12 protein-coding genes, 16 tRNA genes and 3 rRNA genes are annotated in these 14,551 nt (G+C 45.2%); 28 read left to right on the top strand and 3 right to left on the bottom strand.

The features are described 5' to 3' along the window. The first annotated feature begins 19 nt into the window (after positions 1-19). The 5 genes from ACXADT_RS01305 to perR all read left to right on the top strand — a co-directional run bounded on the left by ACXADT_RS01305 (position 20) and on the right by perR (position 3,235). The gene (locus tag ACXADT_RS01305; protein WP_270182614.1) at positions 20-448 is read left to right on the top strand and encodes an ion channel; all 429 of its coding nucleotides are present in this window, start codon (positions 20-22) and stop codon (positions 446-448) included. 62 nt (positions 449-510) lie between these two features. After that, positions 511-981 (top strand): thioredoxin-dependent thiol peroxidase, encoded by a 471-nt coding sequence (gene bcp, locus ACXADT_RS01300; RefSeq protein ID WP_474814303.1) that lies wholly within the window; start codon positions 511-513, stop codon positions 979-981. A gap of 205 nt (positions 982-1,186) precedes the next feature. Further along, a complete protein-coding gene (locus ACXADT_RS01295; RefSeq protein ID WP_474832990.1) occupies positions 1,187-2,137 on the top strand; it encodes a D-2-hydroxyacid dehydrogenase in 951 nt (316 codons plus the stop codon). A 2-nt stretch (positions 2,138-2,139) separates the two neighbouring features. Further along, entirely contained in the window at positions 2,140-2,694 is a 555-nt protein-coding gene (locus ACXADT_RS01290; RefSeq protein ID WP_474832989.1) for a cob(I)yrinic acid a,c-diamide adenosyltransferase, read from the top strand. 106 nt (positions 2,695-2,800) lie between these two features. After that, positions 2,801-3,235, top strand: a complete 435-nt coding sequence (perR, locus tag ACXADT_RS01285; RefSeq protein ID WP_270182611.1) for a peroxide-responsive transcriptional repressor PerR — start codon at positions 2,801-2,803, stop codon at positions 3,233-3,235. 61 nt (positions 3,236-3,296) lie between these two features. On the opposite strand, the gene ACXADT_RS01280 is transcribed toward perR, so the two are convergent. Next, positions 3,297-3,656, bottom strand: coding sequence for a YgzB family protein (locus ACXADT_RS01280; protein ID WP_270182610.1), 360 nt, complete (start codon positions 3,654-3,656; stop codon positions 3,297-3,299). Positions 3,657-3,840: 184 nt separating this feature from the next. On the opposite strand from ACXADT_RS01280, the gene ACXADT_RS01275 reads away from it, so the two are divergent. From ACXADT_RS01275 to ACXADT_RS01165, 23 genes are all read left to right on the top strand, one after another. After that, complete coding sequence (locus tag ACXADT_RS01275) at positions 3,841-4,707, top strand: nucleotidyltransferase-like protein (protein ID WP_270182609.1); 867 nt, start codon at positions 3,841-3,843, stop codon at positions 4,705-4,707. A 273-nt stretch (positions 4,708-4,980) separates the two neighbouring features. After that, positions 4,981-6,530 (top strand): 16S ribosomal RNA (locus ACXADT_RS01270). 213 nt (positions 6,531-6,743) lie between these two features. Beyond that, positions 6,744-9,673 (top strand): 23S ribosomal RNA (locus tag ACXADT_RS01265). A gap of 129 nt (positions 9,674-9,802) precedes the next feature. Then, positions 9,803-9,919: ribosomal RNA gene (gene rrf / locus ACXADT_RS01260) — 5S ribosomal RNA — on the top strand. The 16S, 23S and 5S rRNA genes sit together here with 16 tRNA genes alongside, the layout of an rRNA operon. Positions 9,920-9,929: 10 nt before the next feature. Beyond that, positions 9,930-10,004, top strand: a tRNA-Asn gene (locus ACXADT_RS01255). A 1-nt stretch (position 10,005) separates the two neighbouring features. Beyond that, a tRNA-Ser gene (locus tag ACXADT_RS01250) sits at positions 10,006-10,097 on the top strand. A gap of 15 nt (positions 10,098-10,112) precedes the next feature. After that, a tRNA-Glu gene (locus tag ACXADT_RS01245) sits at positions 10,113-10,187 on the top strand. Positions 10,188-10,330: 143 nt separating this feature from the next. Continuing rightward, positions 10,331-10,406, top strand: a tRNA-Val gene (locus ACXADT_RS01240). 7 nt (positions 10,407-10,413) lie between these two features. After that, positions 10,414-10,489: transfer RNA gene (locus tag ACXADT_RS01235), tRNA-Asp, on the top strand. Positions 10,490-10,531: 42 nt separating this feature from the next. After that, positions 10,532-10,608 (top strand) — tRNA-Met (locus ACXADT_RS01230). A gap of 193 nt (positions 10,609-10,801) precedes the next feature. Then, positions 10,802-10,877, top strand: a tRNA-Phe gene (locus ACXADT_RS01225). 4 nt (positions 10,878-10,881) lie between these two features. After that, a tRNA-Thr gene (locus ACXADT_RS01220) sits at positions 10,882-10,957 on the top strand. Between the two features lie 72 nt (positions 10,958-11,029). Further along, a tRNA-Tyr gene (locus ACXADT_RS01215) sits at positions 11,030-11,114 on the top strand. Between the two features lie 7 nt (positions 11,115-11,121). Further along, positions 11,122-11,195: transfer RNA gene (locus ACXADT_RS01210), tRNA-Trp, on the top strand. A gap of 19 nt (positions 11,196-11,214) precedes the next feature. After that, a tRNA-His gene (locus ACXADT_RS01205) sits at positions 11,215-11,290 on the top strand. A gap of 6 nt (positions 11,291-11,296) precedes the next feature. Next, positions 11,297-11,371: transfer RNA gene (locus ACXADT_RS01200), tRNA-Gln, on the top strand. A gap of 8 nt (positions 11,372-11,379) precedes the next feature. Continuing rightward, positions 11,380-11,454, top strand: a tRNA-Gly gene (locus ACXADT_RS01195). 10 nt (positions 11,455-11,464) lie between these two features. Then, positions 11,465-11,539: transfer RNA gene (locus ACXADT_RS01190), tRNA-Cys, on the top strand. Positions 11,540-11,565: 26 nt separating this feature from the next. Further along, a tRNA-Leu gene (locus tag ACXADT_RS01185) sits at positions 11,566-11,655 on the top strand. 32 nt (positions 11,656-11,687) lie between these two features. After that, a tRNA-Leu gene (locus ACXADT_RS01180) sits at positions 11,688-11,772 on the top strand. A gap of 166 nt (positions 11,773-11,938) precedes the next feature. Continuing rightward, the gene (locus tag ACXADT_RS01175; RefSeq protein ID WP_474832987.1) at positions 11,939-12,064 is read left to right on the top strand and encodes a hypothetical protein; all 126 of its coding nucleotides are present in this window, start codon (positions 11,939-11,941) and stop codon (positions 12,062-12,064) included. Between the two features lie 45 nt (positions 12,065-12,109). After that, positions 12,110-12,568, top strand: a complete 459-nt coding sequence (locus ACXADT_RS01170; RefSeq protein WP_474832986.1) for a YetF domain-containing protein — start codon at positions 12,110-12,112, stop codon at positions 12,566-12,568. 74 nt (positions 12,569-12,642) lie between these two features. Further along, positions 12,643-13,341, top strand: coding sequence for a DsbA family oxidoreductase (locus ACXADT_RS01165; protein ID WP_474832984.1), 699 nt, complete (start codon positions 12,643-12,645; stop codon positions 13,339-13,341). Positions 13,342-13,384: 43 nt separating this feature from the next. Here ACXADT_RS01165 and yvfG read toward each other — a convergent pair whose 3' ends face one another. Together yvfG and ACXADT_RS01155 are read right to left on the bottom strand one after the other, a co-directional pair. Beyond that, a complete protein-coding gene (yvfG, locus tag ACXADT_RS01160; RefSeq protein ID WP_474832982.1) occupies positions 13,385-13,606 on the bottom strand; it encodes a protein YvfG in 222 nt (73 codons plus the stop codon). Between the two features lie 243 nt (positions 13,607-13,849). Next, on the bottom strand, positions 13,850-14,518 hold the full coding sequence (locus ACXADT_RS01155; protein ID WP_270182383.1) for a B3/B4 domain-containing protein: 669 nt from the start codon (positions 14,516-14,518) through the stop codon (positions 13,850-13,852). Between the last annotated feature and the right edge of the window lie 33 nt (positions 14,519-14,551).

Genomic DNA, 14,551 nt, shown 5'->3' with positions numbered 1-14,551 from the left:
GTGATTATGAGGTGGTTCAATGATCATTGGATTGATAATTCTAGCCATGATAATCGCTACTTTAGGAATTGGGAAAAGTCTAGTCTCACTAATGAAGAGGACGCGTATACCAGGAAGTCTTCTCTCCGTTTACAAGCTAGTACTATTATTTATCGTATATTTTACGATGATTACAGCTTTTGCCTGCATCTATCTAGGGCTAATCATTCTTGAAATTCCTGTATTAAGAGAAGGTAGTATTGATATTTCCTTAATTCCTATGGATGCGTTGACTAGGGTGCAATCCGTTCTTTATTTTAGTGCAGTGACACTTTTATCAGTTGGATATGGTGACATCACCCCAATCGGGGTAGGGCGCTGGATCGCTATACTCGAAGCTTTGATAGGATACTTAATGCCAGCAGCATTCTTTGTGACGACGATCGTCCATTACAAAGAGGGGTCATGAGTTGTAAGTTTCTTCGTATTTCGGTACGCTTACTTTAGAAGTAATTATAAGGAGGCGTAACGATGAGTGTTGAAGTTGGTCAAAAAGCACCTGATTTCAAATTAGAAGCAAGTACTGGAGAAACAGTATCCCTATCAGACTACAAAGGTAAAAACGTTGTTCTTTATTTTTATCCTAAGGATATGACACCTGGCTGTACGACTGAAGCGTGTGATTTCAGAGATCATATCGAAGGTTTCGAAGAGCTCGATACAGTTATTCTAGGCGTTAGCCCAGACCCTGTTGAGAAACATAAAAAGTTCATCGATAAATATGAACTTCCTTTCCTTCTTCTAGCTGACGAAGATCATCAAGTAGCTGAAGCGTATGACGTATGGCAGCTGAAGAAGAACTTTGGTAAGGAGTACATGGGAATCGTGCGCTCCACGTTCGTTATCGATAAGGAAGGCAATCTTGTAAAAGAATGGCGCAAAGTCAGAGTGAAAGAACATGTGGAAACGGCACTAAACTATATTAAAGAAAACCTAGGCTAAAAGGTGATGCTTTAATGGCAAAAGACTATCCAGATCTAGTCGATATGCATAGTCTATCAGAAGATCATATCTTCAGTTTTGAGCGCAAATAGCGCTCTTTTTTATTGTGTTTATTCCGAAAATTCTCTTAACTCAAGGGTTTTCGTTTAAAGGGTCAACATAAATCAGCTATACTTGAATCATAATAATTCCCTGAGGTGAAACTATGAACATTGTATCTACAGCAAAACTTAAATCACAAATTAAAAGCGATTTGATAAGCGAATACCCAGAAGTTACATTCCAGTATTATCCATCTATGAGTGAAGCAGAGGAACACCTACATGATGCAGACGTACTGGTTACATATGGTGAGGACGTTCAAGAGGAGCATATCTATAAAGCGAAAAAGCTGAAGTGGATCATGGTCTTATCAGCAGGGGTAGAGTTGTTACCTTTTAATACGATAAAAGAGAGAGGGATATTCGTTACGAATGCAAGAGGAATTCATCGTATCCAAATGGCAGAATATACGGTTTGGGCGATGCTGATGACGGCTCGTAATACGAAAGAACTTCTTGCGAATGAAGCTTCTAATACGTGGAACAAGAGGATGCCATTAAATGAGATATCTGGGTCAACTCTCGGTGTAATCGGTACTGGAGCTATTGGTGGCGAAATAGGTCGAATAGCAAAAGCATTCAATATGACTACGATTGGAGTGAATCGTAAAGGGGAGCCATCTGCATATTTTGATCACATGTATTCTAACGACAAAGTGATGGATATGCTTCCGAAGTGTGACACTGTCGTCAACGTACTTCCAAGCACTCCTGATACGTATCAGTTCTTTAAAGGCCAACACTTCCGTGCGATGAAAGACACATCCGTTTTTATAAATATTGGAAGAGGCGATACTGTAGATGAAAATGCTTTGGTGAGTGCACTACACAATGAAGAGATCCACCATGCTGTCTTGGATGTTTTTGAAACCGAGCCGCTTGATAAAGAACACCCCTTTTGGGAAATGCCTAACGTTACTGTAACACCACATCACTCAGGAGTATCCCCGAATTATCAGCCTCGTGCAATCGAGATTTTCAAAAGAAACTTGAATGAATACATGAACGGTACGAACGATTTTCAAAATAATATTAATCTAGATAGGGGGTATTAATGATGAAGATCTATACTAAGACGGGTGATAAAGGAGAGACGTCATTAATCTATGGGAAGCGTGTCCCAAAAAATGATATTAGAGTAGAAGCTTACGGGACTTGTGATGAAGCGAATTCTCAGATTGGACTTGCGCTCAGCTATGTCGCAAAAGCCCGATTCGAAGGAAAAGAGAACTGGGATGATATTTTTCACAAAATCCAAACGTGGCTTTTTCATGTTGGTGCAGAACTCGCTACTCCTGATGGTAAAAATGTTGGGTGGAAGATAGAAGGTTCTCATATTGAAGAGATGGAAGCTCAGATTGATGTTTGGGAGAAACAACTCGATCCTTTGAAAAACTTTATTCTTCCAGGTGGACATCAAGCCGGTGCAGGTTTACATGTTTCAAGGACGATCGTACGAAGAGCAGAACGAAATGCAACTTTAGTAGATGGGGTCAATCCGCTCGTTCTTTCATTTTTAAATCGCTTGTCTGATTTTCTATTCGTAGCTGCACGTTATATTAATTATCATATGGGAGAAAAGGAATCTATTTTGCATGATGAAAAGAAGTGATTCCTTGCGCGAGTAGTAGATCATTGACAATTGATGGCTCTACCATGTACACTAATTATAAACATTATAATGTAAGAATGCTTGTTGGAAGAGAGGTGCATGACGAATGGCTGAAGAAAAACTGCATGGAGCGATAGAAGCAATGAAAAGCTCGGGTGTGCGTATAACCCCTCAACGTCATGCCATATTGGAACATTTGATCCAATCAATGGCCCATCCTACAGCAGATGAAATATATAAGTCGCTTGAAGGAAAATTCCCTAATATGAGTGTAGCCACTGTCTACAATAATTTAAGAGTGTTTAAGGAAATTGGACTCGTTAAAGAATTAACATATGGAGATTCTTCAAGCAGATTCGACTGTGTTACGACTGATCATTACCATATTATCTGTGATGAATGTGGGAAAATTGTAGACTTCCATTATCCCGGATTAGATGAAGTTGAAACGCTAGCTGAGCAAGTCACAGGCTTCAAAGTTGGCGACCACAGGATGGAAATATACGGTTCATGTCCGGAGTGTCAAAAGAATAAACACTAAAAAAACTCGCCTCAAATGGCGAGCTTTTTTTGTGTTAACAAAAAAGGAGCACAGCTGCTCCTTATTTATTTTTAGTCTTTTTACTATTATATTTCTCGTCGAACTCGACACCCTCTAAGCTTGGATCCATCGTCAATGGTTGTTTGCAGTACATACAAGCATCCACTCGCCCAAGAACTTTCGTCGTTCTCTCGCAATTAGGACAGGTGACCTGGACAGCTTTGGTCGATAGCATCCCAATCCAGAAATACACAACAGCACTAGCAATCGTTGCTAAGAAACCAATAATCATAAACAACGTCATTAAGAAGACGGATGTTTTAAAGAAAATACCTATATACATTATACCAATTCCGATAAAGACTAAGCTCAGTGCGAACGTACGAATTCTATTTATTTTGTTTGTATACTTTAATTGCATCACTTGTCCCTCCTGCAACCAAGTATAGCATATGGATTATCTGTAAGCACTTTCCTTACCATCTTCCATAAAAAGTTCAAAATTAGGATTGCTTAATTTATAACAGGATTTATAATATTGAATGTTGAATTGTTTAGACAGGTACGGGTCCAAGAATAAAAAAGTACTGCTGGAGGAAAGTCAGATGGAAAACCTTTTAAGGCCGATTTACCAGGAAAGAGCAAGTCACCCCGAAACCCTTGGAGTTATTGTAATTGAAAAAACAAAACCACATCATCCATTGACTGATAACTTTGATGTCGTTTTATTGATCATCGTTAATAATAATCAAAAGCCATGGCTTGTTAAGCATTATGAATTTGAGGACAAGAAAGCAGCGATGCATGTTGTTTCTGAACAACAAGTTCATGATTGGTTGCTTACAGGGAGCCATCGTCGTCTAGTGGCTTGGCTTGTTAACGGAAAGATCATTTTTGATCGAAATGAATACATAGCAGGATTGAAAGAGCGTATTCGTGAATTTCCATTAGAGGAACGTACTCGCAAGATCGGAGTTGAATTCGCTAAACTCATTAGAAGGTATATGGATGGTAAGGAACTGTTTGCTTCAAAACAATATATGGATGCTTACAATTTTATTTTGCATGCTTTGCATCATCTAGCACGTTTATCTGTCATCGAGCATGGTTTTCATCCAGAAATCACCGTTTGGAATCAAGTGAAACATATTGAACCTGAAATCTTTAAGTTGTATACTGAGCTTCTCACTGGTGAGGATCCTCTTGATAAACGCCTTGAATTGCTCCTTCTTGCTAATGACTTTTCACTTTCATCTAAATCTTTCAACGCTACTCTTCATATAAGGAAGGTTATGAATGAGCGCGATGGAGTTTGGACTTATCAGGAGCTGTTGGAGAACGATCAGTTAAAAGAGTATGGAATCGACCTAGGCGCTCTTCTAGAGTATATGGTAGAGAAAGAACTAATTGAAGTTCTACTATCTGAAACAAAAGGTAATGGAATTTATAGTCGTCAGTATCGAGCAAAATAGCAATTTAAAATAAACGGGGGAAAATATTATAAAAAGGGTTGACCATATTTTTGCCCCGTGATATATTATTACTTGTCGCCGCAAGAAAGCAACGCGGCAAACAAAAACTTTCAAAAATGTTATTGACTTCGAACGAGTTAATGTGTTATATTAATAAAGTCGCTGAAAACGACATTGAAAGAAACAAATCGATCTTTGAAAACTGAACGAAACGCCATGCAAGAACTTGTTTCTACGGAAACAAACATTGTTTTAAAGCTAGATTGAACTTTTCTATCGGAGAGTTTGATCCTGGCTCAGGACGAACGCTGGCGGCGTGCCTAATACATGCAAGTCGAGCGGAGAAATGGGAGCTTGCTCCCATTTCTCAGCGGCGGACGGGTGAGTAACACGTGGGCAACCTGCCCTACAGACTGGGATAACTCCGGGAAACCGGAGCTAATACCGGGTAATACATAGCATCGCATGATGCAACGTTGAAAGTTGGCCTTTGGCTAACACTGTAGGATGGGCCCGCGGCGCATTAGCTAGTTGGTAAGGTAACGGCTTACCAAGGCCACGATGCGTAGCCGACCTGAGAGGGTGATCGGCCACACTGGGACTGAGACACGGCCCAGACTCCTACGGGAGGCAGCAGTAGGGAATCTTCCGCAATGGACGAAAGTCTGACGGAGCAACGCCGCGTGAGTGACGAAGGCCTTCGGGTCGTAAAGCTCTGTTGTTAGGGAAGAACAAGTACCGTTCGAATAGGGCGGTACCTTGACGGTACCTAACCAGAAAGCCACGGCTAACTACGTGCCAGCAGCCGCGGTAATACGTAGGTGGCAAGCGTTGTCCGGAATTATTGGGCGTAAAGCGCGCGCAGGCGGTCTCTTAAGTCTGATGTGAAAGCCCACGGCTCAACCGTGGAGGGCCATTGGAAACTGGGGGACTTGAGTGCAGAAGAGGAGAGTGGAATTCCACGTGTAGCGGTGAAATGCGTAGATATGTGGAGGAACACCAGTGGCGAAGGCGGCTCTCTGGTCTGTAACTGACGCTGAGGCGCGAAAGCGTGGGGAGCAAACAGGATTAGATACCCTGGTAGTCCACGCCGTAAACGTTGAGTGCTAGGTGTTGGGGGGTTCCACCCTCAGTGCTGAAGTTAACACATTAAGCACTCCGCCTGGGGAGTACGACCGCAAGGTTGAAACTCAAAGGAATTGACGGGGGCCCGCACAAGCAGTGGAGCATGTGGTTTAATTCGAAGCAACGCGAAGAACCTTACCAGGTCTTGACATCCTCTGCCACTCCTAGAGATAGGACGTTCCCCTTCGGGGGACAGAGTGACAGGTGGTGCATGGTTGTCGTCAGCTCGTGTCGTGAGATGTTGGGTTAAGTCCCGCAACGAGCGCAACCCTTGATCTTAGTTGCCAGCATTCAGTTGGGCACTCTAAGGTGACTGCCGGTGACAAACCGGAGGAAGGTGGGGACGACGTCAAATCATCATGCCCCTTATGACCTGGGCTACACACGTGCTACAATGGACGGTACAAAGGGCAGCGACACCGCGAGGTGAAGCGAATCCCATAAAGCCGTTCTCAGTTCGGATTGCAGGCTGCAACTCGCCTGCATGAAGCCGGAATTGCTAGTAATCGCGGATCAGCATGCCGCGGTGAATACGTTCCCGGGCCTTGTACACACCGCCCGTCACACCACGAGAGTTTGTAACACCCGAAGTCGGTGAGGTAACCTTTTGGAGCCAGCCGCCGAAGGTGGGACAAATGATTGGGGTGAAGTCGTAACAAGGTAGCCGTATCGGAAGGTGCGGCTGGATCACCTCCTTTCTATGGAGAATTACGAGGCAACATTGGTTGCCAAACTTGCATGAGCGTTTCGTTTAGTTTTGAAAGAATGATTGTATTCTTTCACGTTCCTTGAAAACTAGATAGCACAAACAACGACATCCAATAATTATTATTTTTTGCGTTATAACTTAGTTAGTCACATCTAACGATGTGCATCGATGACGTTAGAACACTGTTTCTAGCGAAATCTAAGGTTAAGCTACTAAGGGCGCACGGTGGATGCCTTGGCACTAGAAGCCGATGAAGGACGGGACGAACACCGATATGCTTCGGAGAGCAGTAAGTACGCTTTGATCCGGAGATTTCCGAATGGGGGAACCCACCATCCGTAATGGGATGGTATTTACTTCTGAATACATAGGAAGTAAAAGGCATACCCGGGGAACTGAAACATCTCAGTACCCGGAGGAAGAGAAAGCAATCGCGATTTCCTGAGTAGCGGCGAGCGAAACGGAAACAGCCCAAACCAGAGGGCTTGCCCTCTGGGGTTGTAGGACGTCTCATTGGAGTTACAAAGGCACGGATAGACGAAGCGACCTGGAAAGGTCCATCAGAGAAGGTAACAATCCTGTAGTCAAAATCCGCTGCCCTCCGAGACGGATCCTGAGTACGGCGGGACACGTGAAACCCCGTCGGAATCCGGGAGGACCATCTCCCAAGGCTAAATACTCTCTAGTGACCGATAGTGAACCAGTACCGTGAGGGAAAGGTGAAAAGCACCCCGGAAGGGGAGTGAAAGAGAACCTGAAACCGTGTGCCTACAACTAGTTGGAGCCCGTTAATGGGTGACAGCGTGCCTTTTGTAGAATGAACCGGCGAGTTACGATCCCGTGCAAGGTTAAGCCGAGAAGGCGGAGCCGCAGCGAAAGCGAGTCTGAATAGGGCGAAGGAGTACGTGGTCGTAGACCCGAAACCGGGTGATCTACCCATGTCCAGGGTGAAGTTCAGGTAACACTGAATGGAGGCCCGAACCCACGCATGTTGAAAAATGCGGGGATGAGGTGTGGGTAGCGGTGAAATGCCAATCGAACCCGGAGATAGCTGGTTCTCTCCGAAATAGCTTTAGGGCTAGCCTCGCGGCAAGAATCTTGGAGGTAGAGCACTGATTGGACTAGGGGTCCCTACCGGATTACCGAATCCAGTCAAACTCCGAATGCCAACGATTTATCCGCGGGAGTCAGACTGCGAGTGATAAGATCCGTAGTCGAGAGGGAAACAGCCCAGACCACCAGCTAAGGTCCCAAAGTATACGTTAAGTGGAAAAGGATGTGGCGTTGCTTAGACAACCAGGATGTTGGCTTAGAAGCAGCCATCATTTAAAGAGTGCGTAATAGCTCACTGGTCGAGTGACGCTGCGCCGAAAATGTACCGGGGCTAAACGTATCACCGAAGCTGTGGATTGTCTTACGACAATGGTAGGAGAGCGTTCTAAGGGCTGCGAAGTCAGACCGAAAGGACTGGTGGAGCGCTTAGAAGTGAGAATGCCGGTATGAGTAGCGAAAGACAAGTGAGAATCTTGTCCGTCGAAAGCCCAAGGTTTCCTGAGGAAGGCTCGTCCGCTCAGGGTTAGTCGGGACCTAAGCCGAGGCCGAAAGGCGTAGGCGATGGATAACAGGTTGATATTCCTGTACCACCTCCTTTCCGTTTGAACGACGGGGGGACGCAGAAAGATAGGGAGAGCGCGCTGCTGGATATGCGCGTCCAAGCGATTAGGCTGGTGAATAGGCAAATCCGTTCACCGTGAAGGCTGAGTCGTGATGGCGAGGGAATTTAAGTACCGAAGTCCCTGATTCTACACTGCCAAGAAAAGCCTCTAGTGAGGAAAGAGGTGCCCGTACCGCAAACCGACACAGGTAGGCGAGGAGAGAATCCTAAGACGATCGGGAGAACTCTCGTTAAGGAACTCGGCAAAATGACCCCGTAACTTCGGGAGAAGGGGTGCTTCCTCGGGTGAATAGCCCAGGGGAGCCGCAGTGAAAAGATCCAAGCGACTGTTTAGCAAAAACACAGGTCTCTGCCAAGCCGCAAGGCGATGTATAGGGGCTGACACCTGCCCGGTGCTGGAAGGTTAAGAGGAGGGGTTATCCCTTACGGGAGAAGCTCTGAATCGAAGCCCCAGTAAACGGCGGCCGTAACTATAACGGTCCTAAGGTAGCGAAATTCCTTGTCGGGTAAGTTCCGACCCGCACGAAAGGTGCAACGACTTGGATACTGTCTCAACGAGAGACCCGGTGAAATTATAGTACCTGTGAAGATGCAGGTTACCCGCGACAGGACGGAAAGACCCCATGGAGCTTTACTGTAGCCTGATATTGGATTTTGGTACAGCTTGTACAGGATAGGTAGGAGCCATAGAAGCCGGACCGCTAGGTTCGGTGGAGGCGTCGGTGGGATACTACCCTGGCTGTACTGACATTCTAACCCAGCACCGTGATCCGGTGCGGAGACAGTGTCAGGTGGGCAGTTTGACTGGGGCGGTCGCCTCCTAAAGAGTAACGGAGGCGCCCAAAGGTTCCCTCAGAATGGTTGGAAATCATTCGCAGAGTGTAAAGGCACAAGGGAGCTTGACTGCGAGACCTACAAGTCGAGCAGGGACGAAAGTCGGGCTTAGTGATCCGGTGGTTCCGCATGGAAGGGCCATCGCTCAACGGATAAAAGCTACCCTGGGGATAACAGGCTTATCTCCCCCAAGAGTCCACATCGACGGGGAGGTTTGGCACCTCGATGTCGGCTCATCGCATCCTGGGGCTGAAGTAGGTCCCAAGGGTTGGGCTGTTCGCCCATTAAAGCGGTACGCGAGCTGGGTTCAGAACGTCGTGAGACAGTTCGGTCCCTATCCGTCGCGGGCGCAGGAAATTTGAGAGGAGCTGTCCTTAGTACGAGAGGACCGGGATGGACACACCGCTGGTGTACCAGTTGTTCCGCCAGGAGCATAGCTGGGTAGCTACGTGTGGAAGGGATAAGTGCTGAAAGCATCTAAGCATGAAGCCCCCCTCGAGATGAGATTTCCCACAGCGTCAAGCTGGTAAGATCCCTCAGAGATGATGAGGTTGATAGGTTCGGGGTGGAAGCGTGGCGACACGTGGAGCTGACGAATACTAATCGATCGAGGGCTTAACCTAAAAAATTGGAATACGATGTTGCGTGCTATCTAGTTTTCAGGGAATAAAATTTTCCTTGAAAAATGACAAAATATATTGTAATATATATCTTGTCGCTAGCAATCACACGAAAGTGCGAGCTGTTAGAAGTCTGGTGATGAAGGCGAAGAGGTCACACCCGTTCCCATGCCGAACACGGAAGTTAAGCTCTTCAGCGCCGATGGTAGTTGGGGGCTCTCCCCCTGCAAGAGTAGGACGTCGCCAGGCTAAACATTATTCCACAGTAGCTCAGTGGTAGAGCTATCGGCTGTTAACCGATCGGTCGTAGGTTCGAATCCTACCTGTGGAGCCATGGAGAGCTGTCCGAGTGGCCGAAGGAGCACGATTGGAAATCGTGTAGACGGTCAACGCCGTCTCGAGGGTTCGAATCCCTCGCTCTCCGCCAGCTACATACTAGATTGGCCCGTTGGTCAAGCGGTTAAGACACCGCCCTTTCACGGCGGTAACACGGGTTCGAATCCCGTACGGGTCACCATTTTTCAAAGAAGCTTACGGGCTTCTCACCCAAGGGTTCCCCCGCAAGATGCAATCTCAAGAAGATTCGCAGCGGGACTAGCTAACGCGTCGGAATCCCGTACGGGGTACGGGTCACCAACTTAATTTATTGTTTTACTCTGTGGAGGATTAGCTCAGCTGGGAGAGCATCTGCCTTACAAGCAGAGGGTCGGCGGTTCGAGCCCGTCATCCTCCACCATTTCAAAGGTCCCGTGGTGTAGCGGTTAACATGCCTGCCTGTCACGCAGGAGATCGCGGGTTCGATTCCCGTCGGGACCGCCATTTTCAATCAACATAGTTGGTTTAGAAAATTCATTATATTATCGCGGGGTGGAGCAGTTCGGTAGCTCGTCGGGCTCATAACCCGAAGGTCGCAGGTTCAAATCCTGCCCCCGCAACCAATTTAAGATTTCTAACTACGTCGAATAGACTTCTTGCTAGAAATCAATGGGAGTACTCGGTAGAGTGCAACCAAAAAATTCCACTACGTCGAATAAGCATCTTAGCTGAATTTTAATTGTAGCCCTTTAGGGCAACCTAAACTCTTACTATAAGCTAGATCTAAATAACGTAAAAGCGGAATGTTTAAAACATGGCTCTGTAGCTCAGTCGGTAGAGCAGTGGACTGAAAATCCACGTGTCGGCGGTTCGATTCCGTCCGGAGCCACCATGTTGCCGGTCTAGCTCAATTGGTAGAGCAACTGACTTGTAATCAGTAGGTTGGGGGTTCAAGTCCTCTGGCCGGCACCATTTTTCTCAAAAAGGTATCAATTTCCATTGTTTTTATATATAGTATATATTACAATGATAATTGCCTGTTTTGGAGGGGTAGCGAAGTGGCTAAACGCGGCGGACTGTAAATCCGCTCCCTCAGGGTTCGGCGGTTCGAATCCGTCCCCCTCCACCATTTTGATAGGGGTATAGTTTAAAGGTAGAACAGAGGTCTCCAAAACCTCCGGTGTGGGTTCGATTCCTACTACCCCTGCCAATTAAGATTTAAAATAATGGCGATTGTGGCGAAGTGGTTAACGCACCGGATTGTGGTTCCGGCATTCGTGGGTTCGATTCCCATCAGTCGCCCCATTATGTTGGGCTATAGCCAAGCGGTAAGGCAACGGATTTTGATTCCGTCATGCGCTGGTTCGAATCCAGCTAGCCCAGCCATATTAGTTGCGGAAGTAGTTCAGTGGTAGAACACCACCTTGCCAAGGTGGGGGTCGCGGGTTCGAATCCCGTCTTCCGCTCCATTTTTATAACGGCGGCATAGCCAAGTGGTAAGGCACGGGTCTGCAAAACCCTTACGCCCCGGTTCGAATCCGGGTGCCGCCTCCAATCTTCATATTTTTTTAAAAAGTCCTGCCGGAGTGGCGGAATTGGCAGACGCACAGGACTTAAAATCCTGCGGAGGGTGTACCTCCGTGCCGGTTCGAGCCCGGCCTCCGGCACCATTTACTTTCCGAAATTAAAAAATTGTCTTTATGCCGGTGTGGCGGAATTGGCAGACGCGCACGACTCAAAATCGTGTTCCGTGAGGAGTGTCGGTTCGAACCCGACCACCGGTACCAGTTACATATTTGATACTTAAACGTCAGGATTTCTACAGTGTAGAAGTCTTTTTTTATTGTCTTAAACCTTCGATAGAAACAACCACTTCTTCATAATGTCTCATCTTTCAGTGAAAACTAGAATGTGTGATAGCCGAGATCGACTTCATGAGAAGGAGGAGAGGGTGTGTTGGATTATTCATTGTTATGGAAAGCTGTATTACTCGTTGTTGGAGGAACGTTCATCTTGCGGATTGCAGGACGAAAATCGATTAATCAGATGACGATCGCTCAGGTCGTTATTATGATTTGAATGGGTTCCTTGATCGTACAGCCGATTGCTGGGGAAAATGTGCTAGTGACGTTGTTAATAGCTTTAGTACTCGTACTTACTCTGGTTTTAATCGAACTTGGAGAGCTGAAAGTCGACTGGATCGAAGGATTGGTTTCTGGGCGGTCTAAGATGGTTATTAAGGACGGTACATTGCAAGAGAAAGAACTAAAAAAGCTGAGGTTAATTGTTGATCAATTAGAAATGAAATTAAGACACTCTCAAATCTCCTCGATCGAAGACGTTCAGGAAGCTACAATGGAAGCGAATGGCCAACTGGGTTATACACTAAAGCCTCACATGCAAGCAGCGACAAAAGGCGATGTCGATTCATTACGTCAGGATTTGATAGCGATTCAACGTTTATTAGGTGGAAGTCCATCCAATTCAGCGATAACGACAGGCCCAATGAATTCAAAATTGTTTTCTGAAGTTGAGGCATCGATGTCCTCTTCTCCAGATAATCAACACAATAACTTGCAATGAGCGAAACATTATCTCTCTATCAGCGAAAAATGGTACACTGACTGTAAATCGATTACTATGAAAGAGTGATAACCATGAGAGTAGAAATTTGGTCTGATTTTGTATGTCCTTTTTGCTATATAGGAAAAAGACGCTTAGAAACCGCGCTTCAATCCTTTCCACATCGCGACGAGGTTACGGTCGTTTATAGAAGCTTTGAACTTGATCCGAACGCAGAAAAAGCAACTGGAAAAAGCAAAGCTGAGCTTTTAGCGAGTAAGTATAATGTCAGCCTTGAACAGGCTGAAGGTATGTGTGAGAACATGAGGCAACAAGCAGAAAACGAAGGCTTAACGTTTGATTTTAAGAATATGAAGCCTACTAATTCTTTTGATTCTCACCGACTGCTTCAGTTTGCCGCAAAACACGACCTAATGGAAAAGATGGCAGAAAGACTTTTCTATGCCTACTTTACTGAAACGGAAGACATCTCTGATCATGACACGCTTTGTAACCTAGCTGAAGAGGTAGGACTTGATAGGGTAGAAGTGAATGATATGCTTCGTAGTGAAGAGTTTTCAAAAGAAGTACGCTTTGATGAGTCTCTTGGCAGCCAATTAGGCATTCAAGGCGTTCCATTCTACGTCTTTAATGAAAAGTATGCTGTTTCAGGGGCCCAGCCTCCAGAGATGTTCCAACAGGCGTTAAACAAAGCCTGGGAAGAGGATAAGCAGCTTCAGGTAATCACTAGTGAAGGTGACGCTTGTGGTACTGATTCATGTGACATCAAGTAAACGAATTAAAAGGCTCTCTTACATGTTGTAAGAGAGCCTTTTGTTATTCTTCCGCCTTTTCTTCTTTAATCGTCTTGTATGCAGTATCCAGGTTTCGAATTCTACGAACGATCTCAGAATTTTTGTTAAGATTGTCGTAAATCATAGAAGACACAACTGACCGGTAGTAGCTGTTCATCGCTTCTTGCTTTGAGAACACATCATCGTTTTTCTTTATGTACTGTCTAAAGTTTTCTTCAAAGAATGGTATTGAAAAAGGTTCCATATGCTCATTCCTTTCACATTGGTTTCAGTCACTATCATACACTTGTAGATTCTATATTGAAATATTGTAAAGCAAATCTAAAGAAAATTAAAATTACCTATTGTTTTGCTATTATACTTTGTGTTATTCTAACTACATCAGCGAGGTTTGTAGAAAAACCTCGAATTTTCACCATTTACCCAACGCAGTGTTTCGTTATGATTAACGAAGCGTTGCGTTTTTTTATGTTTGCTCTATTATCGTTCAGTTTGCTAATCCGTAATTAAAGTCTCCGCCATGAATCTGATTAAACATTTCCCCAGAAGCTTGTAAAAGTTTATTTGCCTCCTCATTAGAGAGGGAAGGTTGAATATAATATAGCTGTATAGCATTTGTCGTTTCCTCAGTAACAGCAGTACGCTCTGAGTCCACAATCGGACTTCCGAATGGTCCTTTTTCGTCTAGAGAGACTAGCTTGTTAGTGAAGTTCACTTCTCGACCATTCAATCCTTGATACGTTGTAGACTCATCGCCAAGAAGGATGGTGATCGATCCTTCTACCTTATCTAGATCATAGATACCGATCGGAATCTTATACTGCAATGAGAGAAGGTTGTTTATATCTGCAGCAGAATGAATCCTAGGAAGGTCAGAACCTTTCTTAAGCCTTCTTAATAATGCTTCTGACGAAGGGCGATAGCGTGAAGGATCGGTTCCGAGCTTTTTAAATACTGTTCGCCATTCTTTAACTGGTTGAAAAGATGTGATCTCTGCATCTTCTAGATCCATCATCATAGTTTCAAGGTAGAACTGATATCTTCCGCGCACCATTTGCGGTGAGTTTTCAACCACGATATCATGATATGTGATCCATCCAATCTTAAAGTCAGGAAGTATTTCGGTAATAGATGTTGAGAGAGAAATGTTAGTCATGTTACCGTTCTCCTTATTGTTTATTTCCGTTCA

The organism is Anaerobacillus sp. ABR4_321, from assembly GCF_056158505.1.
This window is presented reverse-complemented; position numbering and strand designations above follow the sequence as displayed.